The organism is Streptomyces pyxinae (genome assembly GCF_024756275.1).
In the GTDB taxonomy this organism is placed as follows: Bacteria; Actinomycetota; Actinomycetes; order Streptomycetales; family Streptomycetaceae; genus Streptomyces; species Streptomyces pyxinae.
In genome coordinates, this window is record NZ_JANUGQ010000028.1 from 1 (window position 1) to 21,617 (window position 21,617).

Annotated in this window: 14 protein-coding genes and 1 pseudogene; 8 read left to right on the forward strand and 7 right to left on the reverse strand. The window is 72.4% G+C overall.

The genetic code is table 11. From position 1 onward, the window contains the following. The first annotated feature begins 232 nt into the window (after positions 1–232). The gene (locus NX801_RS25310) at positions 233–757 is read left to right on the forward strand and encodes a putative immunity protein (protein ID WP_258790216.1); all 525 of its coding nucleotides are present in this window, start codon (positions 233–235) and stop codon (positions 755–757) included. 129 nt (positions 758–886) lie between these two features. Here the strand turns inward: NX801_RS25310 and NX801_RS25315 are convergent, their stop codons facing one another. From NX801_RS25315 to NX801_RS25335, 5 genes are all read right to left on the reverse strand, one after another. After that, the gene (locus NX801_RS25315; RefSeq protein ID WP_428986231.1) at positions 887–1,972 is read right to left on the reverse strand and encodes a LacI family DNA-binding transcriptional regulator; all 1,086 of its coding nucleotides are present in this window, start codon (positions 1,970–1,972) and stop codon (positions 887–889) included. Then, on the reverse strand, positions 1,957–3,630 hold the full coding sequence (locus tag NX801_RS25320) for a glycoside hydrolase family 13 protein (RefSeq protein ID WP_258790218.1): 1,674 nt from the start codon (positions 3,628–3,630) through the stop codon (positions 1,957–1,959). Before NX801_RS25320 ends, NX801_RS25315 begins: the two co-directional genes overlap by 16 nt. 317 nt (positions 3,631–3,947) lie before the next feature. Further along, positions 3,948–4,781, reverse strand: a complete 834-nt coding sequence (locus NX801_RS25325) for a sugar ABC transporter permease (protein ID WP_258790277.1) — start codon at positions 4,779–4,781, stop codon at positions 3,948–3,950. A 110-nt stretch (positions 4,782–4,891) separates the two neighbouring features. After that, positions 4,892–5,917, reverse strand: coding sequence for a carbohydrate ABC transporter permease (locus NX801_RS25330; RefSeq protein ID WP_258790219.1), 1,026 nt, complete (start codon positions 5,915–5,917; stop codon positions 4,892–4,894). Between the two features lie 26 nt (positions 5,918–5,943). Next, the gene (locus NX801_RS25335; protein WP_258790220.1) at positions 5,944–7,215 is read right to left on the reverse strand and encodes an extracellular solute-binding protein; all 1,272 of its coding nucleotides are present in this window, start codon (positions 7,213–7,215) and stop codon (positions 5,944–5,946) included. Between the two features lie 613 nt (positions 7,216–7,828). On the opposite strand from NX801_RS25335, the gene NX801_RS25340 reads away from it, so the two are divergent. From NX801_RS25340 to NX801_RS25350, 3 genes are read left to right on the forward strand one after another with little or no spacing between them, the layout of a single operon-like run. Next, entirely contained in the window at positions 7,829–9,667 is a 1,839-nt protein-coding gene (locus NX801_RS25340; protein WP_258790221.1) for a glycoside hydrolase family 13 protein, read from the forward strand. 33 nt (positions 9,668–9,700) lie between these two features. Beyond that, on the forward strand, positions 9,701–10,786 hold the full coding sequence (locus tag NX801_RS25345) for a LacI family DNA-binding transcriptional regulator (RefSeq protein WP_258790222.1): 1,086 nt from the start codon (positions 9,701–9,703) through the stop codon (positions 10,784–10,786). A 36-nt stretch (positions 10,787–10,822) separates the two neighbouring features. After that, positions 10,823–11,779, forward strand: coding sequence for a phosphatase PAP2 family protein (locus NX801_RS25350; RefSeq protein WP_258790223.1), 957 nt, complete (start codon positions 10,823–10,825; stop codon positions 11,777–11,779). 191 nt (positions 11,780–11,970) lie between these two features. Here NX801_RS25350 and NX801_RS25355 read toward each other — a convergent pair whose 3' ends face one another. Continuing rightward, a complete protein-coding gene (locus NX801_RS25355; RefSeq protein ID WP_258790224.1) occupies positions 11,971–15,009 on the reverse strand; it encodes a bifunctional [glutamine synthetase] adenylyltransferase/[glutamine synthetase]-adenylyl-L-tyrosine phosphorylase in 3,039 nt (1,012 codons plus the stop codon). A gap of 736 nt (positions 15,010–15,745) precedes the next feature. Between NX801_RS25355 and NX801_RS25360 the strand changes: the two genes are divergently transcribed. Together NX801_RS25360 and NX801_RS25365 are read left to right on the forward strand one after the other, a co-directional pair. Then, positions 15,746–17,857: a PIG-L family deacetylase gene (locus tag NX801_RS25360; RefSeq protein ID WP_258790225.1), complete on the forward strand. Its 2,112-nt coding sequence runs from the start codon at positions 15,746–15,748 to the stop codon at positions 17,855–17,857. A 581-nt stretch (positions 17,858–18,438) separates the two neighbouring features. After that, positions 18,439–19,350 carry a helix-turn-helix transcriptional regulator gene (locus NX801_RS25365; protein WP_258790226.1) on the forward strand — a complete coding sequence of 304 codons (912 nt, stop codon included), beginning with the start codon at positions 18,439–18,441 and terminating at the stop codon, positions 19,348–19,350. A gap of 218 nt (positions 19,351–19,568) precedes the next feature. On the opposite strand, the pseudogene NX801_RS31055 reads toward NX801_RS25365, so the two are convergent. Further along, a pseudogene (locus NX801_RS31055) lies at positions 19,569–19,655 on the reverse strand (glutamine synthetase); the annotation flags it as partial. A 515-nt stretch (positions 19,656–20,170) separates the two neighbouring features. On the opposite strand from NX801_RS31055, the gene NX801_RS25370 reads away from it, so the two are divergent. Then, positions 20,171–20,986 carry a TIGR04255 family protein gene (locus tag NX801_RS25370; RefSeq protein ID WP_258790227.1) on the forward strand — a complete coding sequence of 272 codons (816 nt, stop codon included), beginning with the start codon at positions 20,171–20,173 and terminating at the stop codon, positions 20,984–20,986. After that, a complete protein-coding gene (locus tag NX801_RS25375) occupies positions 20,986–21,606 on the forward strand; it encodes a hypothetical protein (protein WP_258790228.1) in 621 nt (206 codons plus the stop codon). Before NX801_RS25370 ends, NX801_RS25375 begins: the two co-directional genes overlap by 1 nt. Positions 21,607–21,617: the final 11 nt, after the last annotated feature.

Below are 21,617 nucleotides of genomic sequence, written 5' to 3' on the forward strand. Positions count from 1 at the left end.
GAGCGGGCGGTGGGGGCCCCGGGGCGGGCGGTGCGGAGGGTGCCGACGGGCCGGTTGCAGCTTCTTGCCGCAAGATGCGGAAACTGTTTTCGGCCCAGACCGTACGAGTCCCCTGACGCGCGGTCAACCCCCGTGTCACACCGCGGTGATCCGTCCGCGAACCGCCCACGATCCGCCGGAACCCGGGGCACTCCCCGGCCGCGACACGGGCCGGAGGCGGCAGGATGGGCGGATGACCACCACGGTGACCATCAGCGAGGAAGACCGCCGGCTGCTCGGGCTCTGGGCCGCCGGCTGCGCCGAACGGGTGCTGCCGCTGTTCGAGACGGAGGCCCCCGGGGACGACCGCCCGCGCCAGGCGGTCGAGGCCCTCCGGGACTTCACCCGTACGGGCAAGCGGACCGCGCGGCTGCGCTCCGCCGCCTGGGCGGCCCGGGCCGCCGCGCGGGAGGCCGGGGATCCGGCCGCCGAGGCCGCCGCCCTGACCGCCTGCGGTGCGGCGGCGGCCCCGTACATCCACGCGCTGGCCAGCCCGCACCAGGCGAAGCACATCCATGAACCGGCGCTCCGCGCGGCGCGCGCCCGTGAGCTGGCGGCCGGCGGGGACGAGAGCGCCGGTGACGAGGAGCTGCGGTGGGCCATCGAGCAGGCCCCGGCGGCGGTACGGGCGCTGCTGCGCCGTCTGCCGGTCCCGGCGGCCGGTCGCGGCCGGCCGGGGGTGCTCCGCCACCGGCTGGACACCGCCTTGCGCGGCTGACGAGCGGGCGGGCCGGGACCGACCCGGCGAGGCCCGGCCGCCTGCCGGCCCGGGGCGGTCCGGCGCCCGCAGCCGTCGGGGGGGCCAAGTCGGTCGGCGCCCGCCGCCGTCAGCCGGGGGCCGCCCCGGTCAGACCGGGGGCCGGGCGGTGGAGCCGCGCACCACCAGCTCGGGCTGGAAGACGAACTCGGTGCGCCGGACCGGGTTCCCGGCCGCTTCCTCCAGCAGGGCGTCGACCGCCGCCGTCGCCATCGCCCGGACCGGCTGGCGGACGGTGGTGAGCGGCGGGTCGGTGAAGGCGATCAGCGGCGAGTCGTCGAAGCCCACCACCGACACCTCACCCGGCACGTCCAGACCCCGCCCGCGCGCCGCGCGGATCGCGCCGAGCGCCATCAGATCGCTGCCGCAGACGATCCCGGTGCACCCCAGGTCCAGCAGCTCGTCGGCGGCGGCGTGCCCGCCCTCGACACCGAACAGAGTCGGTTTGACCAGGAGTTCGGCGGCCGCGCCGGAGACGCCCAACGACTCGCCGAGCGCCGCCGTGAACCCCTCGGCCTTCCGCCGGGCCGGGACGTACCGGGTCGGGCCGATGGCGAGCCCGATGCGCTCATGGCCCAGCTCCACCAGGTGCCGTACGGCCATCCGGGCCGCCGACCGGTCGTCGGGCGAGACGAAGTGGGCGTCTATCCGCTCGTTGTAGCCGTTGATGAGGACGAACGGCACCCCCCGGGCCGCCAGCCGGACATAGCGGGCCGGGTCGGCGGCGGTGTCCGCGTGCAGCCCGGAGAGGAAGACGATGCCGGTGACCCCGCGCTCCTCCAGCTGTTCGACCAGCTCGTCCTCGGTGGCGCCGCCGGGCAGTTGGGTGCAGAGCACCGGGGTGTAGCCGTGGCCGGCCAGCACCTGTTCGATGACCTGGGCGAAGGCCGGGAAGATCGGATTGGTCAGCTCCGGGACGACCAGCCCGACCAGTCCGGCGCTGCGCCGCCGCAGCCGTACCGGGCGCTCGTGGCCGAGCACGTCCAGGGCGGCCAGCACCCGGTGGCGGGTGGCTCCGGCCACGCCCGCCCGGCCGTTGAGCACCCGGCTCACGGTGGCCTCGCTCACCCGGGCCTGGGCGGCGATGTCCGCGAGGCGCGGGGCGCCCCGGGGCGAGGAGTCCCGCGCCCGGGGCTCCCCGTCACCTGACCGGGGGACGGTCACACCGCCCACCAGGCGGTGGTGTCGGCGGGCAGTTCGGCGGTGCCGGTCACCCCGGTACGCACCCGGTCGCTGGCGAGCAGCAGCCGGCCCGGCGCCTCGAACCGGACCGGGGCGCCCGTGGTGTTGGCCGTGCAGACGAAGGCGGGCGCCCCGTCGGGCCCGGGCCGCCGGAAGGCGAGCACGCCCCCGGGCGCGGGCAGCCACTCCACCGCCTCGCCCGCACCGAGGCCGGGCCGCTCCCGGCGCAGGGCGAGCGCGGCGCGGTACAGCTCCAGGGTGGAACCCGGGTCGCCGGTCTGGGCCTCGACGCTCAGCTCGCCCCATCCGGCCGGCTGCGGGAGCCAGCTGCCGCCGTCCCCGAAGCCGTACGAGGGCCCCGTCACGGTCCACGGGAGGGGCACCCGGCAGCCGTCCCGGTAGCCGTCCTGGCCGGCCGCCCGGAAGAAGGACGGGTCCTGGCGCACCTCGTCGGGGAGGTCCGTGACGTCCGGCAGGCCCAGTTCCTCGCCCTGGTAGAGGTAGGCCGATCCGGGCAGCGCCAGCATCAGCAGGGTGGCCGCGCGGGCCCGGCGCAGCCCCAGGGCGCGGTCGCCCGGCTCCCTCAACTGGGTGCCAAGGCCGGGCGGGTTGGCGAACCGGGTGGCGTGCCGGGTGACATCGTGGTTGGAGAGCACCCAGGTGGTGGGCGCGCCGACCGGGCGCATGGCGGCGAGCGAGTCCGTGATGACGGCGCGCAGCTCGCCGGCGTCCCAGTGGGTGCTCAGATACTGGAAGTTGAACGCCTGGTGCATCTCGTCCGGGCGCACGTAGTGGGCGGTGCGCTCCACGGTGGGCGTCCACGCCTCGGCGACCAGGACGCGCTCGCCGCCGTACTCGTCGAGCACCGTGCGCCAGCTCCGGTAGACCTCGTGGACGCCGTCCTGGTCGAAGAAGGGCATCACCTCGTTGCCCAGCAGCTTCAGCTGGTCGTGGGAGCCGAGGTCGGGCAGCCCCTCGGCCTTGACCAGGCCATGGGCCACGTCCACCCGGAAGCCGTCCACGCCCATGTCGAGCCAGAAGCGCAGAATGGAGCGGAACTCGTCCCGTACGGCGGGGTGTTCCCAGTTGAAGTCGGGCTGCTCGGGCGCGAAGAGGTGGAGGTACCACTCGCCGTCGGCGGTCCGGGTCCAGGCCGGGCCGCCGAAGATGGACTCCCAGTCGTTGGGCGGGAGTTCGCCGTGCTCGCCCTTGCCGGGCCGGAAGTGGTAGCGCTCCCGCAGCGGGGAGCCGGGCCCCTCGTCCAGCGCCCGGCGGAACCACTCGTGCCGGTCGGAGGAGTGGTTGGGCACCAGGTCCACGATGATCCGCAGCCCCAGCCGGTGGGCGTCCCTGATCAGCGCGTCGGCGTCCAGCAGGGTGCCGAACATCGGGTCGATGGCCCGGTAGTCGGCCACGTCGTACCCGGCGTCGGCCTGCGGGGAGGCGTAGAACGGGCTGAGCCAGACCGCGTCCACGCCGAGGTCCCTGAGATACGGCAGCCGGGCGCGGATGCCCGCCAGATCCCCCATGCCGTCCCCGTCGCCGTCGGCGAAGCTGCGCGGATAGACCTGGTAGATCACCGCGTCCCGCCACCAGCCCGGGTGCGTACCGGTGGTCGGGGTGGCGGCGGGGGCGGTGAGGTGCTGGGTCATGTCTTCCCTGAGGTGGACGGGGTGTACGGGACGTAAGGAGGACGAAGTGTGCGAGGAGCGCGGGGCCGGGAGGCCGGGAACGGGGACGGGTACGGCCCGGGGGCCGGTCCCGCGCCCGGCCGGGAGACGGCGCCCGGCCGGGAGACCGGGCTCGGCCGGGAGACCGGGCTCGGCCCGGAGACCGGGCCCACCTCGGAGACCCGGCTCGGCCCGGAGGCCGGGCGGGTACCGGACCGGAGGGGCGGGGAGCGCGCGGATCACAGGGCCGGCGGGGACAGTTCCCGGCGGTCCCATCGGTGCCATCGGTGCCATCGGTGCTACGACTTGGTCGCCCCCGCCGTCAGTCCGGCGACCAGATGGCGCTGGACCAGACCGAAGACGAGCGCGGCCGGGGCGGCGATCAGCACCGCGGCGGCGGTGAGCGAACCCCAGTCGGCGGTGTACTGGTTGACGAAGCTCTGCAGGCCGCCCGCGAGGGTCAGGTTCTCCTCGCCGGTCATGAAGGCGGAGGCGTAGGCCACCTCGGCCCAGCCGGTGATGAAGGTGTAGAACGCGGTGACCGCCAGGCCCGGCCGGGCGAGCGGCAGGATCAGCCGCCAGAAGGTGCCGAACGGGGTGAGCCCGTCGACCCGTCCGGCCTCGTCGATCTCGGCCGGGATGCCGTCGAAGTAGCCCTTCATCATCCAGGCGCAGAACGGCACGGCGACCGTCAGATAGGTGACGACCAGGCCGATCGGCTGGTTGAGCAGCCCGAGCGCGGCCATCAGGTTGTAGAGCGGCACGATCAGCACCGCGACCGGGAACATCTGGGTGATCAGCAGCAGCCACATCAGCGGGCGGAGCCCGGGGAAGCGGAAGCGGCTGACCGCGTAGCCGGTGGTGGCGGAGATGAAGACGCCGATCACCGTGGTCGTCCCGACCACCAGCGCCGAGTTGCCCAGCCAGGAGAGGAACGCGGTGTCGCCCAGGACATGGGTGTAGTTGCCCAGGGTGAAGTTCTTGACCAGCGAGGTGTCGAAGGCGTCGGTTTTGGGCTTGAAGGAGGTGATCAGCAGCCAGAGCGGCGGGAAGACCGCCACGACGGTGGCGGCGATCAGTGCCAGGTGCAGCCCGGCCGAAGCCAGCGGCGAGCGCTCGCCGCGCCCGCGCACCCGGCGTCCGGGCCGGGCGGACCGGACGGCCCGTCCCGGCCGGGCGGGCCCGGCGGAACGGCCCTTCACTGTGCCGGCGGCCGTGCCGGTGTTCTCCGGGGGTGGGGTGCTCACCAGATGTCTCCCTGCTTGCGGAGCGCGCGGCGGTAGGCCACCGCGAAGAGCGAGAGCAGCAGCAGGATCAGCACGCCCCAGGCGGCCGAACCGGCGAAGTCACGCGGGCTGTTGACGAAGGAGAGCCGGTAGGCGTAGGTCACCAGGATCTCGGTGGCGTCGCCCGGGCCGCCCCGGGTGAGCAGATAGATCACCGGGAACATGTTGAAGGTCCAGATGGAGCTGAGCAGGATCACCGTGGCGGCGACCGGCCGCAGTCCGGGCAGGGTGATGTGGCGGAACCGCTGCCAGGGGCCCGCCCCGTCCATCTCGGCCGCCTCGTACAGCTCGCCGGGGATGGACTGGAGGCCACCGAGCATCGCGACCAGCATGAAGGGCACGCCGAGCCAGACATTGACCGCGATGACGGCGACCTTGGCCCAGGTGGGGTCGTTCAGCCAGGAGATCCCGTCGATGCCGCCGCCGGCCAGCAGCTTGTTGAAGAGGCCGTCCCGCTCGTTGAAGAGCAGCCGCCAGGTGAAGACGGAGACGAAGGCGGGCACCGCCCAGGGCAGAATCAGCGCCATCCGGTAGAAACCCCGGCCCCGGATACGGCGGTTGAGCATGTTCGCCAGGACCAGGCCGAGCCCGAACGAGAGCACCACACAGGTGACCGTCCACACCAGGGTCCAGCCGAGCCGGTCCCAGAAGACCTCGTCGGAGAGGATCGCCGTGTAGTTGTCGAGTCCGGTGAACTCGTAGGTGGCGGGGATGTGGTTGGCGCCGATCGTCCGCTCGACATTGGCCTCGTTGGCGTCGGTGAGCGACAGATAGGCGCCGCGCACCAGGGGGTAGCCGATGATCACGCCGATCACCAGGACCACCGGGGCGGTCATCGCCCAGGCGTACCAGTGGGTGGTCAGCGCCCGGCGCAGCCGGCCCGGCCGCGCTCCGGCCGGTTGGTTGGCAGTGCGGCGGCCGCGGCCGCGGGCGCTCCCGGCGCCCGCGGCCCCCGCCACCGACTGGCTGGTCTCGACAGCCATGGGTGGTTCAGCCTCTCCCGCCGGTGCTACCGGTAGTCCTTGAGCAGTTTCCGGTACGCCTCGCCGGTGTCCTTGGCGGCGTCCTCCGGTGAGGTCTTGCCGGTGAGGACGTTGGCCATCTGGAGCTTGACCGGTTCGAAGAGCGAGTTGCCCTCGGGGATCCAGGGGCGCTCGACGGCCTTGTCGACGGCGGGCTTGAAGAACTTCACCATCTCGTTGCCGCTGACGGAGGGTTCGGCGTAGACCGAGAGCCGGGTGGGCAGCAGGCTGAGCTTCTCGGTGGTCTTCTTCTGCACCGCCGCCGAGCTCATGTACTTGGCGAAGGCGTAGGAGGCGTCGAGGTTCCCGGAGCCGGCGTAGACGCTGAGGTTCCAGCCGCCCTGCGGGGAGCCCTGGGCGGCGCCGCCGGCCGGGACGGGGGCGATGCCCAGGTTCTTCGGGTCCTTGAACTCCGCGCCGGCCCGGGTGTCCTCGATCGCCCAGGGGCCGTTGAGCATCATGGCGACCTTGCCGGACTTGAAGGCGTTCTGCATGTTGTTCCAGCCGTCCGAGGCGTCGGTGATCGCCGCCTTGGAGTCGACCAGGTCCTTGATCGTCCTGTACGCCCTGACACCCGGCTCGTCGTCGATGGCGATCTTCTTGGAGGCGGTCCTGACCAGGTCGCCGCCCTCCCCGTACAGGAAGGACAGGAACCAGTACGGGTCGTCCCCGCGCAGATAGAGACCGGTCTTGCCGGGCGACTTGGCGCTGATCTTCGCCGCGGCGGCCTTCAGCTCCGTGACGCTCGTCGGGACCTCGACGCCCGCCTCCTTGAGCATCCGCTTGTTGTAGAAGAGCGCCATGGTGTCGATGACCTGCGGCACGGCGTAGGTCTTGCCGTCGAACTCGGTGCTGGCGGCGGCCTGCGGAAGCCAGTCGGTCCGGTTGTCGATGGCCGGGGTGCCGTCCAACGGCTGGAGGTAGCCGAGGTGTGCGAAGTCCGCGACCCAGGCGACCTCGGTGCGCATCACGTCGGGGGCACCGGAGTTGCCACCGGCGGCGTTCTTGAACTTGGCGTTCGCCTCGCCGAAGGGCACATTGACGTAGCTGACCCGCACCTTCGGGTGGAGCTTGGTGAAGCCCTCGGCCAGCTCCTGGTACGTCGCCTTCTCGGCTTCGTTGGAGGTGTCCCAGAAGGTGACGGTGCCGGACAGCTCGCCCGAGCCGTTCTTCGACCCGCCCCCGTCGCCCCCGCCGCACGCCGCCGTGGTCAGGGCCAGGGCGGCGGCCAGTGCGGTGGCCGCTATGCCGCGCCGCATGTGAACTCCTTCGACTGATCCCGGTGGACGAACACGGACCGAACGCGACCGCCGGACGATCGCCGGATCGCCGTCCAGCCGGATCGCCGGATCGCCGTCCGACCAGACCGCCGATCGCCGATCGCCGGATCTCGTGCCTCCTCGCGGGCCGCTCCTTCGCGGCGCGCCGGGTTGCCCAGGAACGTAACAGGGATGCAAACCGACCGAAAGACCTTGCGAGAATTTTCAGCAAGCCGGGCCGATCGTTACATTCGCGTGTCCGTACGGTTGCCGATACATCGCTTGACATGCCGGGTGACAGCGGCCCTGACGGGGTTGCGCCACACCGAATGCTCCTGCAAGCCTCACTGCAACGCCTTGCAGCGCGTTGCAGTGAACTTGCGGGGCACCCCCGTGTCCCCGCCCGCCCCCACGGCCGCCCACGCCGTCCGCCCACCACTTCCCCGCCGCGCCCCATCCGTCGCACCGCACACCACACATCACACACACATCCCACCCGTCACACCCGGCCCACCGCGTACTCCGGCTCCCGCCGCGCCCCACCGCCACCGGCGACAGCCGCACCGGCGGGGCCCCGCCCGCGCCCGGGCCCGTCCGAGAGGGACCCCGCACCATGCCCCACGAGCTCACCACCCCCGCCCGGCCCGCGGACACCACCGGCGAGCAGACGGGCTGGTGGCGGGAGGCCGTCATCTACCAGGTGTACGTCCGCTCCTTCGCGGACGGCGACGGCGACGGGATCGGGGATCTGCCCGGGGCCACCGCCCGGCTGCGGCACATCGCGGAGCTGGGCGCCGACGCGGTCTGGCTCACCCCGTTCTACGCCTCCCCGCAGGCCGACGGCGGTTACGACGTCGCGGACTACCGCGCGGTCGACCCGGTCTTCGGGAACCTCGCCGACGCCGACAAACTGGTCCGCACCGCCCACGCCCTGGGGCTGCGGGTGATCGTGGACGTCGTGCCCAACCACACCTCCGACCGGCACCCCTGGTTCACCGCCGCGCTCGCGGGCGACCCGGCGGCCCGCGCCCGCTACCACTTCCGCCCGGGCCGGGGCCCCGGCGGGGCCGAGCCGCCCAACGACTGGGAGTCCGTCTTCGGCGGCCCGGCCTGGACCCGCACCCCGGACGGCGACTGGTACCTCCATCTCTTCGCCGCCCAGCAGCCGGACCTCGACTGGGAGAACCCCGAGGTGGCGGCCGAGTTCGCCTCGGTGCTCCGGTTCTGGCTGGACCTCGGGGTGGACGGCTTCCGGATCGACGTGGCGCACGGCATGGTCAAGGCCGCCGGACTGCCGGACATCGGCCACCGGGAGCAGGTGCGGATGATCGGCTCCCAGGAGCTGCCCTTCTTCGACCAGGACGGCGTCCACGAGATCCACCGGGGCTGGCGGCGGCTGCTCGACTCCTACGAGGGCGAGCGCATCGGGGTCGCGGAGGCGTGGGCGCCCTCGGCCGAGCGGCTGGCCCTCTACGTACGCCCGGACGAGCTGCACCAGGCGTTCAACTTCCAGTTCCTGACCTGCGCCTGGGACGCGGCGGCGCTGCGCCGGGTGGTGGACGACTCGCTGCGGGCCACCGCCTCGGTGGGCGCCGCCACCACCTGGGTGCTCTCCAACCACGACGTGGTCCGCCACCCGACCCGGTACGGCGGCGGGGACACCGGGCTGCGCCGGGGCCGGGCGGCGGCGCTGCTGATGCTGGCGCTGCCCGGCTCGGCCTATGTCTACCAGGGCGAGGAGCTGGGCCTGCCCGAGGTGGCGGACCTGCCCGACGAGGTGCGCCAGGACCCGGCCTTCCACCGGGGCGCCGGGCAGGACGGGCTGCGGGACGGCTGCCGGGTGCCGCTGCCCTGGACCGAGGAGGGCCCCTCGTACGGCTTCGGTCCCGGCGGGAGCTGGCTGCCGCAGCCGGCCGCCTGGCGGGGCCTCTCGGTGGCCGCCCAGACCGGCGACCCCGGCTCCACCCTGGAGCTGTACCGGGCGGCGCTGGCGCTGCGCCGGGCGCACCCCGCGCTCGGCCGGGGCGACACGGTGGAGTGGCTGCCCGCGCCCGACGGGGTGCTGGCCTTCCGCCGTCGGTCCGCGACCGGCTCGGGCGCCCTGGTCTGCACCCTCAACACCACGGACCGGCCGGTGGAACTGCGGTCGCCGGGCCGGCCGCTGCTCTCCAGCGCGTACGGCCCGGCGGCATACGGATCGGTCGCGAACGGATCGGTGGCGAGCGGCCCGGCCGCGTACGGCTCCGCCGGACGGAGTCCCGGGGCGTACGGCTCCGGCGGGCACGGCCCGGGACCGTACGGCGCCGGGCCGGTGCTGCCCGCTCCGGCACGCGAGGTCCCGGCGGACGGAAGAGGCACCGGCGGACCGGGCGCGGGCCCCGGCGAGGGCGGCCGGGACGGGGCCGGGACGGTGCTGCTCGCCCCCGAGTCCTGCGCCTGGTGGGCGAGCTGACGCGCGTACCGCGCAGCCGGTACAGTCCGGTCCATGACCGCGCGGCTAGCCGACATCGCAGCCCAGGCGGGGGTCAGCGAAGCCACAGTCAGCCGCGTGCTCAACGGCAAGCCCGGTGTGGCCGCCGGCACCCGCCAGTCCGTGCTGGCCGCGCTGGACGTGCTGGGCTACGAGCGGCCGGTCCGGCTGCGGCAGCGCAGCGCCGGGCTCGTCGGGCTGATAACCCCCGAGCTGGACAATCCGATCTTCCCGGCGCTCGCCCAGGTCATCGGCCAGGCCCTCACCCGCCAGGGGTACACCCCGGTGCTGGCCACCCAGACGCCCGGCGGCTCCACCGAGGACGAGCTGACCGAGATGCTGGTGGAGCGGGGGGTCTCCGGGATCATCTACGTCTCCGGGCTGCACGCCGACACCACCGCCGACATGCACCGCTACGACCAGCTGCGCGGCCAGGGCGTTCCGTACGTCCTGATCAACGGCTTCTCGCCCAAGGTCCAGGCCCCCTTCGTCTCCCCCGACGACCGGGCCGCGATGCGGCTCGCTGTCACCCATCTGGCGGCACTGGGCCACACCCGGATCGGGCTGGCGGTCGGACCGAAACGGTTCGTCCCGGTGCTCCGCAAGATCGAGGGCTTCCGGCTCGGCATGCGGGAGCGCCTCGGGCTGGACGCGGCGGCCGCCGAGGAGCTGATCCAGCATTCGCTCTATACCCTGGAAGGCGGCCAGGCGGCCGCCGCCGCGCTGATCGAGCGGGGCTGCACCGCCGCGGTCTGCGCGAGCGACATGATGGCGCTCGGCGCGATCCGGGCCGCCCGGGAGCGGGGGCTGCGGGTCCCGGCGGACGTCTCGGTGGTCGGCTTCGACGACTCCCCCCTCATAGCCTTCACGGACCCGCCGCTCACCACCATCCGCCAGCCGGTGCAGGCGATGGGACAGGCGGCGGTCCGGGCCCTGCTGGAGGAGATCGGCGGGACACCGGCCCCGCACAGCGAGTTCGTCTTCATGCCCGAACTGGTGGTCCGCGGCTCCACCGCGGCCGGCCCCGGCGGGCAGCGGTCGTCCGGGAAGGCGTCATCCGTGAGACGTACCGCGGGCGACGAGGACCAGACCGACGGATGATCGATCCACCGCACACTACTGGCAGACTCCTGACCCATGGGTGACACGACTGTGAGGACACTGGAAGGCCGTACGGCTCAGCCGACGGCCGCGGACGCACCCATGGAGGCGACCACCGGAACCCCGGAGAAACCGGCGTCCGCCGGCGCCGGCGACCGGGCCGTCCCCGTCACCCACCGCACCCGGCTGGACCGGCTGCGCACGCCGCGCCACCCCCGGATCTGGTTCGAGATCCTGCTCATCGCGGTCAGCTACTGGACGTACTCGATGATCCGGAACGCCGTGCCCGAGCAGAAGGCGGCGGCGATGCGGAACGCCGACTGGATCTGGCGCACCGAGCACACCCTCGGCATAGCGGTCGAGAAGTCGGTCAATCATGCGATCGACTCGGTGACCTGGCTGATCGTGGGGATGAACTACTACTACGCCACCCTGCACTTCATCGTGACCATCGGGGTGCTGGTGTGGCTCTACCGATGGCATCCGGGGCGGTACGCGGCCGCCCGGCTGGTGCTCTTCGCCACCACCGGGGTCGCGCTGCTCGGCTACTACCTCTACCCGCTGGCACCGCCCCGGCTGATGGCGGGCGAGTCGTTCGTGGACACGGTGGTGGTCCACCACACCTGGGGCTCGATGGCCTCCGGCAACCTCAAGCAGATGTCCAACCAGTACGCCGCCATGCCGTCCATGCACATCGGCTGGTCGCTCTGGTGCGGGCTGACCGTCTTCGCGGTGGCCACCGCGCCGTGGGCGCGGATCCTCGGCCTGCTCTACCCGGCGGCCACCCTGGTGGTGATCGTGGCGACCGCCAACCACTTCTGGCTGGACGCGGTGGGCGGGATGCTCTGCCTGGCCTTCGGCTTCGCGGTGGTCCGCCTCTGGTACGGCTCCCTGCCGCACCGCCTCCCCCGCCACGCGGCGGCCGAGTCCCCGGCGTCCCGGACGAAGCCCCCGGCGACGTCCCCGGCGGTGGGTTCGGGAGCGGGGGCGTAGCCCGGCCCCCGGGCCGCCCGCGTTCCGGGAGCCGTGCGGGCCCGGGCCCGGTGCGTCCGGCCGCTCCCCGGCGCCGGGCCCCAGGTGCGTCCGGCGGCGCTGTACGGCCGGAGACCCGGGGTCCGTACGGGACCGGGGTCGTACGGCCGGAGCCCGGGCACGCACGCCGGGCCGAGGCGCCCGGCCCGGGCTCAGCCCCCGTAGAACAGCTCCTCCACCACCGCGCGGGCCCGGCGGGTGGTGCGGCGGTACTCGTCCACCAGCTCCCCGGCGTGCCCCGGCCCGTGCCCCAGGTAGCGGGCGACCGCCGCCAGCTCCCGGGCGTCGGAGGGGAAGGTGTCGCCGGCCCGGCCCCGTACCAGCATCACGCCGTTGCGCACCCGGGTGGCCAGCACCCACGCCTCGTCCAGCGTCCGGGCCTCGTGCTCCCCGATCAGCCCGGCCTCCCGGGCGGCGGCCAGCGCCCGGCGGGTGCGGGTGGTGCGCAGCTCCGGCAGCTCGTACCCGTGCCGCAGCTGGAGCAGCTGCACCGTCCACTCCACGTCCGAGAGCCCGCCCCGGCCCAGTTTGGTGTGGAGGGTCGGGTCGGCGCCGCGCGGCAGCCGTTCCCGCTCCATCCGGGCCTTGAGGCGGCGGATCTCGCGCACCGCCGGCTCGTCCAGCCCGCCGGCCGGGTAGCGCAGCGGGTCGGCCAGCTCGGTGAAGCGGCGGCCCAGATCGGGGTCGCCCGCCATCGGCTCGGCCCGCAGCAGCGCCTGGCTCTCCCAGCCGAGGGACCAGCGGCGGTAGTAGGCGGCGTACGACTTGAGGGTGCGCACCAGCGGGCCGCTGCGGCCCTCGGGGCGGAGGTCGGCGTCGATCAGCAGCGGCGGGTCGGCGGTGGGGAGCTGGAGCAGCCGGCGCAGCTCGGAGACGACCGCGTTGGCCGCCCGGCCGGCCTCCTGCTCGTCCACGCCCTCGCGCGGCTCATGGACGAAGAGCACATCGGCGTCGGAGCCGTAGCCCAGCTCATGGCCGCCGAACCGGCCCATGCCGATGATCACGAACCGGGTGGGCAGGGTGTCGCCCCACTGCTCCCGCACCACGGCCCGCAGGGCGCCGGCGATGGTGGCGGCGGTGAGGTCGGTGACCGCCTGGCCGACCCGGTCGACCAGGGCGCCCGGGTCCGCCGGGCCTGCCGGGTCCGGGTGGCCCGGGACCGGGTGCCCCGGGCCCGGGGTGGTCGCCTCCGGGCCGGTCCCGGAGCCGTACGAGCCGATGAGGTCGGCGGCGGCGGTGCGGAACAGCTCCCGGCGGCGCACCGCCCGGGCCACCGCGACCGCCTGTTCGGCGCCGTCCGCCCGGCCCACGGCGGCCAGTACCTCGGGCTCCAGATGGCCCCGGGAGCGGGGTTCGAGGCCCTCCGGAGCACCCAGGATGGCGACCGCCTCCGGGGCGCGGAGCAGCAGGTCGGGGGCGAGCCGGCCGGCCGAGAGCACCCGGGCCAGGTTCTCGGCGGCGGCGCCCTCGTCGCGGAGCAGCCGCAAGTACCAGGGGGTCTTGCCGAGGGCGTCCGAGACCTTGCGGAAGTTCAGCAGCCCGGCGTCCGGGTCGGCCGAGTCCGCGAACCAGCCGAGCAGCACCGGCAGCAGGGTCCGCTGGATGGCGGCCTTGCGGCTGACGCCGGAGGAGAGCGCCTCCAGATGGCGCAGGGCGGCGGCCGGGTCGGCGTACCCGAGGGCCTCCAGGCGCTGGCCGGCCGCCTTGGCGCTGAGCCGGCTCTCGCCGGGCGCGAGTTGCGCCACCGCGTCCAGTAGCGGCCGGTAGAACAGCTTCTCGTGCAGCCGGCGCACCACCGAGGCGTGCTTGCGCCACTCCCGGTTGAGCGCGGTCACCGGTTCGGTGCGCAGTCCCATCGAGCGGCCGAGCCGCCGCAGGTCGGTGTCGTCCTCGGGCACCAGATGGGTGCGGCGCAGCCGGAAGAGCTGGATGCGGTGCTCCAGGGTGCGCAGGAAGCGGTACGCCTCCGCCAGCTGTACCGCGTCGAACCGCCCCACGTAGCCGCCGGCCGCCAGCGCCGCCAGGGCGTCCAGGGTGGTGCCGGAGTGCAGGGTGGCGTCGCTGCGGCCGTGCACCAGCTGGAGCAGCTGGACGGCGAACTCCACGTCCCGCAGCCCGCCGGGCCCGAGCTTCAGCTCCCGGTCGACCTCGGTGACCGGGATGTTGTCGATCACCCGGCGGCGCATCTTCTGCACGTCCGGGACGAAGTTCTCCCGGTCGGCCGCGTGCCAGACCAGCGGGGAGACCGCGTCGATGTACGCGGCGCCCAGCTCCGGGTCGCCGGCCACCGCCCGTGCCTTCAGCAGCGCCTGGAACTCCCAGGTCTTGGCCCAGCGCTCGTAGTAGGCGAGATGGCTGGAGAGCGTACGGACCAGCGGACCGTTTCTTCCCTCGGGCCGCAGGTTGGCGTCCACCGGCCAGATGGTGCCCTCCACGGTGGTCTCCGAGCAGATCCGCATCAGATGCGAGGCGAGCCGGGTGGCAGCCTGGAGCGCCTTGGTCTCGTCGGCGCCGTCGGCCGGCTCCCCGACGAAGATCACGTCCACGTCGGAGACGTAATTCAGTTCGTGGCCGCCACACTTGCCCATCGCGATGACGGCGAGCCGGCAGAGCGCCGCGTCCTCCGGGGCGGCGGTCCTGGCCAGCGCCAGCGCGGCGCGCAGGGTGGCGGTGGCGAGGTCGGCCAGCTCGGCGGCGGCCTCGGCCACCCCGGTGGTGCCGCACATGTCCCGGGCCGCTATGGCCAGCAGGCAGCGCCGGTAGGCGACCCGCAGCGCCACCGGGTCGGACGCCTCGGCGAGCCCCCGCTCGAACTCCTCCACGCCCGGATGCAGATCGGCCGACTCATAGGTGGCCAGCGCCCGCCAGTCGTCCGGGTGCCGGGCCAGATGGTCCCCGAGCGCCTCGGAGGTGCCGAGCACCCCGAGCAGCCGGTCCCGCAGCGGCTTGGCGCCCAGCAGGGTGGCGAGCAGCTCCCGGGGCCCGTCCGGCTGCGCCTCGGCCAGCCGTACCAGGCCGCGCAGCGCGAGGTCCGGGTCGGCGGTGGCGCCCAGCGCGTCCAGCAGGACCGAGTCGCCGCGCACCGCCGCGAGCACGTCGAGATCCAACAGCCGCTCGGCGCCGGAAAGGTCGGTGAAGCCGTGCCGCAGCAGTCGGGTGAAGGTGCTGCTCCTGCGCCCCGGCGCCGTCATTCCCGGTCTCCCTCCACCGTGCCGTCTCGCGTGGACCGAGCCTAGTCCCCCGCCCCGCCCTCCCCGGGCCCGCCGTCCCCGGGATGGCCGGGCGGGGGTGGGTGGGAGCGGGGCCGCCGGAGCCGGGTGGACCCGGGCGGGGCGGTCCACCGGGGCCGGGGACCCACCGGGGCTGCGGGCCCACCGGGGCCGATGCCCCTCCCGGGCCGGGGACCCACCGGGGCCGGGGACCCACCGGGGCCGGGTCCGCAGGTCCGCCGGGGGCGGAGGCGGCGGCTGCGGTGGGTCCGCCGAGTGGGGCGACGGCGCCGGCCCCCCGCGAGGCCGGTGAAACCCGTGAAGCCCGGCGAGGGCCGGCGAGGGCCGGCCGAGGCCGAGGAGGACCGAGGAGACCAGCCAGGGCAGGCGAGGCCCGGCGTGATCCACACCACACCCCTCCCACCTCTCTCCCGATGAACCACTTATCCGATTTCCCCCTCTTCTCCAGCGGCCCATCCCTCTCAGGGCGGCACACCTCGGGAGCAACCGGCGGAAACCGCCCGGAACACCGCTCCGAGCGCCGCCCCGGATGGCCACCGACCACCGCTGACCAGCGCCGATCAGCGAACCGCAGCCCCAGCGGCCCCGTCGGCCCGCACCGATTCACCCCCACTCGCACCAGCCCCTACCAATCTCGCCAGCCCCACCAGCCTTCGCCAGCCCCCACCAGCCCTCACCAGCACGGAAGCCGCCGCCCATGCCGGAACAGCCGGAGCAGTCCGCCCCCGCCCCCGACCTCGCCGCCGATCCCGCCCGCCGGCCGTCCCGCCGCCGGCTGCGGCGGGCGCTCGTCGTCGCCGCGCCGCTGGCGGTGCTGCTCGGGGTGACCGGCGGGGCACTGGTGGCGACCTCGGGTTCCTCGGACGCCTCGGACGTGCCGAGCCGGGGCGTGCCGGAGAACGTCGCGGTGCGGCCCATCCGTACGGACGACAGCTCGGTGGTCCAGATCGTCTCCCACCCGGACGACGACCTGTACTTCATGAACCCGGACACCCGTCAGTCGCTGGTCTCCGGGCGCAGCCTGACCACCGTGTACCTGACGGCCGGCGAGTCGGACGGCCGCAACGCCCGCCACCAGGACCCGCAGCCGCGCCCGGACAAGCCCGGGTACGCCGAGGCCCGGCAGAACGGCATCCGGGCGGCGTACGCCGAGATGGCGACCGGCAACCGGACCAGCCCCTGGGACCGTACCGCCGTCACCACCGCCGGGGGCGCCCGCGCCGAGCTGGACACCCTGCGCGCCAGGCCGCAGATCAGCCTGGTGTGGGTGCAGCTGCGCGAGACCGGCAGCATCAGCGACAAGCGGCCGTTCGGGCTGCGCGCGCTGTGGGACGGCGAGGCCAGGGTGCTGGAGTCGCAGCTGGCGGCGGGTTCGCCGGTGCGGAAGAACTTCGCGTACGGCAGGCAGCAGCTCACCGACACGCTGGCCGGGCTGCTCCGGCGCTTCCGTCCCACCTTCGTCCGGCTGCTCGACCCCACGCCGGGCCGGATCGAGAGGACCGGCAAGCTGGCGGACCACCAGGACCACATGTACGGGGCGCGGTTCGCCCAGGCGGCGCTGGCGGAGTACGCCCGTACGCCGGGCCGGCCGTCCTTCGGTGTGCAGCACTACCTCGGCTACTTCACCGGCGGCCTGCCGCACTCGCTGGACCCGGCGAGCAGCGCGGCGAAGCTGGCGACCCTGAAGACGTACGCCTGGTCGGACGGTGAGGACCACTGCGAGGACCCGGCCGGCTGCGGTGACCTCAAGGTGGCCGCCAACCCGACCGGCCACGGCTGGTCGCAGTCGATCCGCTACAGCCGGGGCGAGTCCACCAGCTGGGTCCAGCCGGGCGCGGCGGGCGGGCTGTACGCCTTCTCGGTGCTGGACGGCCGGCTCGCGGTCTGGCGCAAGGCGCCCGGCCACGACTGGGCCGGTCCGGTCCTCCAGAACGGCGCCGGGCAGCTGGACAGCGGGGTGACCTCGGTACGGCTCCCCGACGGCCGGATCGGGGTGTTCGGCGTCCGTACGCAGCTGGGCGAGGCCGACGGCTACCGCCGCGAGGTGGTCCTGACCCTCCAGACCGCCCCGGGCGGCCCGTTCGGCGGCTGGCAGTCGCTGGGCACCCCCGAGCGGGACGACGAGTCCGGCACCTCCGACATCAGCCTGCCGGCCGTGCTGGTGGACCGTACCGGGCGGATGGCGGCGTACGTCCGCAACGGCGCGCACACGATGAGCCTGGCCGAGCAGCGCCCGGACGGCACGTGGTCCGGCTGGCTCCCGGTGGGCGGCGAGGACCTGCACGGCGACCCGGTGGCGGTGACCGACCGGACCGGCCTCGGTCATGTCTTCGCCACGACCCCGGCCACCGTGCTGACCTGGACCCGTCCCGCGACGGGCGGCGCCACGGCGGGCCCGCTGGAGACCGGGCTCCCGGCCACCACCCTGTCGCTGAGCGCCGAACCGGACGGCCGCGACGGCGTCCGCCTCTGGTTCCGGAAGCCCGCGTCGGGCGAGCCCCGCTGGGCCCGCCTCACCGGCCGGTCCCCGGCCTCGCCGGTACGGGGCGTACCGGGCGTCTCCGGCTACGGCGCGATCGGCGCCGCCTCCGGCCGCCTCGCCCTCCGAGCCCCCGACGGCACCCTCGCCCTCACCGGCACCCCGGGCGCGAGCACCCCCGCCGGCACCCCGGGCACGGGCTCCCCCGCCGGCTCCCCCGCCCGCCCGCTCGGCGCCCGCCTCTTCTCCGGCGCCCCGGCCCCGGCCCCCGGCGGCTTCGCCGCGATGGGCCTCGACGGCCACCTGGAGTGGGTGCCCACGGGGCGGTGAGGCGGGGGCTTCCGGCGAGACGGAGAACCGCAACGGACACCAGGCCCCGCGACAGCGGCGACCAGCGGGCGGCAGCCGCCGCACACCCGCTCGCGTCTGACGAGCTGTCCGCCGTTTGGAGTATCGTGCCGGTGTCGGAGCGTGATCGCTCCGACACCGGAGTGATCTTGCCCGCGAGGACCATACGGCTTCGCGCGGCCGACACCGGAGGAGAGATCCATGGTCGGGCGCGAGGTCCTTCCCTCCGAGCACCCCAAGAAGGAAGTGCGACAAGTCCTGGAGAAGTGGGCCGACCAGGGCTGGAAGATTCACAAGGACGGGCACTTGGGCAAGCTCTACTGCCCGTGTGAGGCCCGTTGCACCACCATTCCGGTCTCGGGCACGCCCCAGAACGCGAGCTCGCACGCCCGCCGGATCGACCGCCTGGCGGCCCGGTGTCCCCTCCCGGACGACTCGCCTCTGCGCACCCTCACCGGTAAGCCTCGGCATTAGTCACAGTAATTTTTGCCCCGTTTTGCACGCATTCTCTTGTTGACGAGCGTCAACAAGTCTGGGACGGTGGCGACGGTTAGGGGGTAGCCATGGAATACGACTTCACTTTCGTGATCTCGGGTGTGAGTGTCGACGACCAGACCGCCGTCGACGCGCTGCGGGACGAGTGCGACGCACTGCTGGCCCGGGCCGGCGGGGTGGATCTGCTCAGCATGACCGGCAGCGGCGAGTCCGCCGTCGAGGCTGCCGTGACAGCCGTGTCCGCCGCCCAGGCAGCGGAGCCCCGACTGCGGATCGACCGGCTGGACCGTGATCTCGTCGGAGTGCAAGAGATCGCCGAACGGACGGGACGATCGCGCCAGAACGTCAGCCAGTGGGTCGCCGGCACTCGTAAGGGTGAGGGGGCGCCTTTCCCCATGGCCGAGGGAACGGTGGGCCGGTCGCAGGCGTGGCTCTGGTCCGAAGTGAACGAATGGCTGGCCGTTCATGAGCTGGACGACGGAGCCGCCTATCCCACTCGCGCCGAGATGGCGGAGATCGACGTGGCTATTGCCAACGCGGTCACTCTGACCTTCGTCTGGGCGGACGCGCCCGAGTTCCAGGCAGGCCGGAAGAGAGTGCTGAAGGAGTTCGAGAGCAAGCACATCCCGGGCTTCATGAACTACCTGTCGGGTCTCGACCGGACGACGAACGAGCAAGGTGCGCACGTCCTGGTGATCGCGGACGAGAGCGAACCCGCTCGGGGCGTCATGGAGTGCGTGGCACGCTATCCGCATGACGTCATCCTGGTGACGACGACCGATCAGTTCATGGCCGTGGTGCTCTCCACCAGGGCGCCGCACCGGCCCACGGAGCTGCTCACGGTTACCGGTGACGCAACGGTCCGGGAGTGGCTCCGCCTGGTCCAGGAGAACCCGCACGCGGCGTTCGCCCTGGACAACGCCGAACAGACAGAACAGGAGTTGGCCCCGATCCAGCGCCGCCTGGCCATCGCCGCCTAGCCTGCCCGTCCGGCTCCCGCCGGGGGACGCCCCCCGACCTCGGCCATCAGTACCCTCAACGGGAATCAAGGGGAGTCCTGCTGATCCGCGGGCACAACCCGCCGAGGTCCGCCTCCAAGAGGGTTCCTGGGCCCCGGCAACGGGGCCCATTTCCTTGCGCGTCAACGGAATTCCCGGGCGGGGACAGGACCGCCCGGGGACGTGGCGGAGGGGGGCGCTTACAGCACCGGGAGGTTTTTGCGGAGTTCGAAGGCGGTGACTTCGGAGCGGTATTCCTCCCACTCCTGCTTCTTGTTGCGGAGGAAGTGGCGAGCCTCCCCGCCGGCCTCGGGCGCCTGCTGCTGATCCAGGTCGCAGCGACCGAGAACTGAAGGCTGTTGGTGGGTGTTGGTGTCTCTGCACCTCCCTCGGGCGGCCAAGGGACGGCCCCGCTCTCCACTACACGCAAGCCTCGCCACCAGCAGTACTCCTCCTCACCGAATGGGCATGCACCACCCTGTCGGAACGCACTGATCGCTGGCTGCCGCCGCTTTAGGAGAGCGGGTGGACGCCCCTGGGCCTGACCTACGCAGTTGTTGAGCTGGCTGACCCACCGTGCAGGTTCTGCAGACGCCTCTCATCCCCCGTGAGTCCCCGCAGGATCTGGCACGGATGCGGCACGGGCCCTGGCCAGCGTCTGCCAGTGCCTCGGGATAGCGTCCACCTGCACGTGGTCGGCTTCCGGATTCGATCACCCTGACAGCAAGCCGCTCTGCGCCATGTAGGGGAACGGCGTGCATCCTAGGTGACGCCCCCGGGGGTGTGAAGTAGTGTGTGAAGCATGACAAGGAGCCAGTTGCAAGCACCCTTCGGTGACGAGCCGTGCGAGGACGTGCCGCTGTCCGTGGCTCCATTGGTTCGCGTGTTGACACAGCTGCGCTTTGATCCACTGGCGGTACTGGACTCACCCAATGCGGCGTCTCTGTTTGCAGCGGAGATCGGCAAAGATTATCCGTACCTTGAAAAGGGTGCGGAATTCAATATGCTAATCACCCCAGGTCAAGTGTCGCCGCAAATGGGGCAAAACGCTGTCTGGCGATTCCGATCTCCAGATCGGAAAACCGTAGTTTCCCTATCCAACGGTTCCCTTGCACTAGAGACGAGTGTCTACGGTGGGCGTACCGAATTCTGCTCCGCCCTCTCCTCGGTCTCTGCGGCATTGAAAAAGGTCGCCTACGTTCCCGCCTACACTCGCATCGGGTATCGGTACACTAATCGAGTTGTCGATCAGAATGCACTGGCAAACCTCCCCTCGCTCATCCGTCCTGAAATCCTTGGAATCTCCGGGGTTCAGCTAGACGGGCGGGCCGATCTCCAGCACTCTCTCGCTCAAGCAAGCTTCAAAATTGATGCCAGCAGGGGGCTGCTGGCTCAGTGGGGAGAGATGCCCCCTGGCGGAACATTCGATCCCTCGCTATCTTCGTTTGAGCAGCGAAGTTGGGTCCTTGATTTGGACTCCTTCTACCAAAGCTCGGAGGTTAGTTCCGACCCTGAAGAGGTAAGGGGGCACGCCGAGATGCTCTCTGAGTCTGCCTACCGATTTTTTCGGTGGGCCGTGACGGACGAATTTCTGTCGCACTTCGGGGGGAAGCTGTGATGATAGAGCAGAATGCGGCCGGAAATACGCTTCTTCAGGTGCGTACCGAGTCGGAAGCTTTGCCGGCGATTGTGCGGAGCTTTGACATGCTCGCGCATTCGAAGACGCGAGTTTGGGCCGCTGGCTTGGTGTGCGCGGCGACGATTGCAACGTCCACGTTTGTCGGCACTCAGACAGCAGACGCCATTTCGCTGATTGAGCAGACAACGGCTCCAGTGCCTGCGGATCCAGTCGAGATTGAACCTACAAATTTTCCCGAGGTTGATCGAGAGAAGTTGCCTTTGGAGATTGCCGACGTGGTGAGAGTTATTCACGACGAGAGCGGTTTTACGTGGGAGCAACTAAGTCGAGCCTTTGGTGTTAGCCGTCGATCGATGCACTTGTGGGCATCGGGTGCACGGATCAATGCTCGGCACAGTGAGATGCTGATGCATTTTGCTGAACTGGTTCGTTCTACCCCGGTGAAGTCCCCCGAGCAAGTGCGCTCTTGGTTCCACGCGTCGAAGCCTGGGGTCGGAAGCCCGCTGGAGGTCTTCCAGGCCCGGTACAGGAAGGGCGCTGCCCCCGTGCAGAGCGTTGGATATACTCCAAGCCAACTGCTCGGTACTGAATCTGACTGAACGTCAGGCTA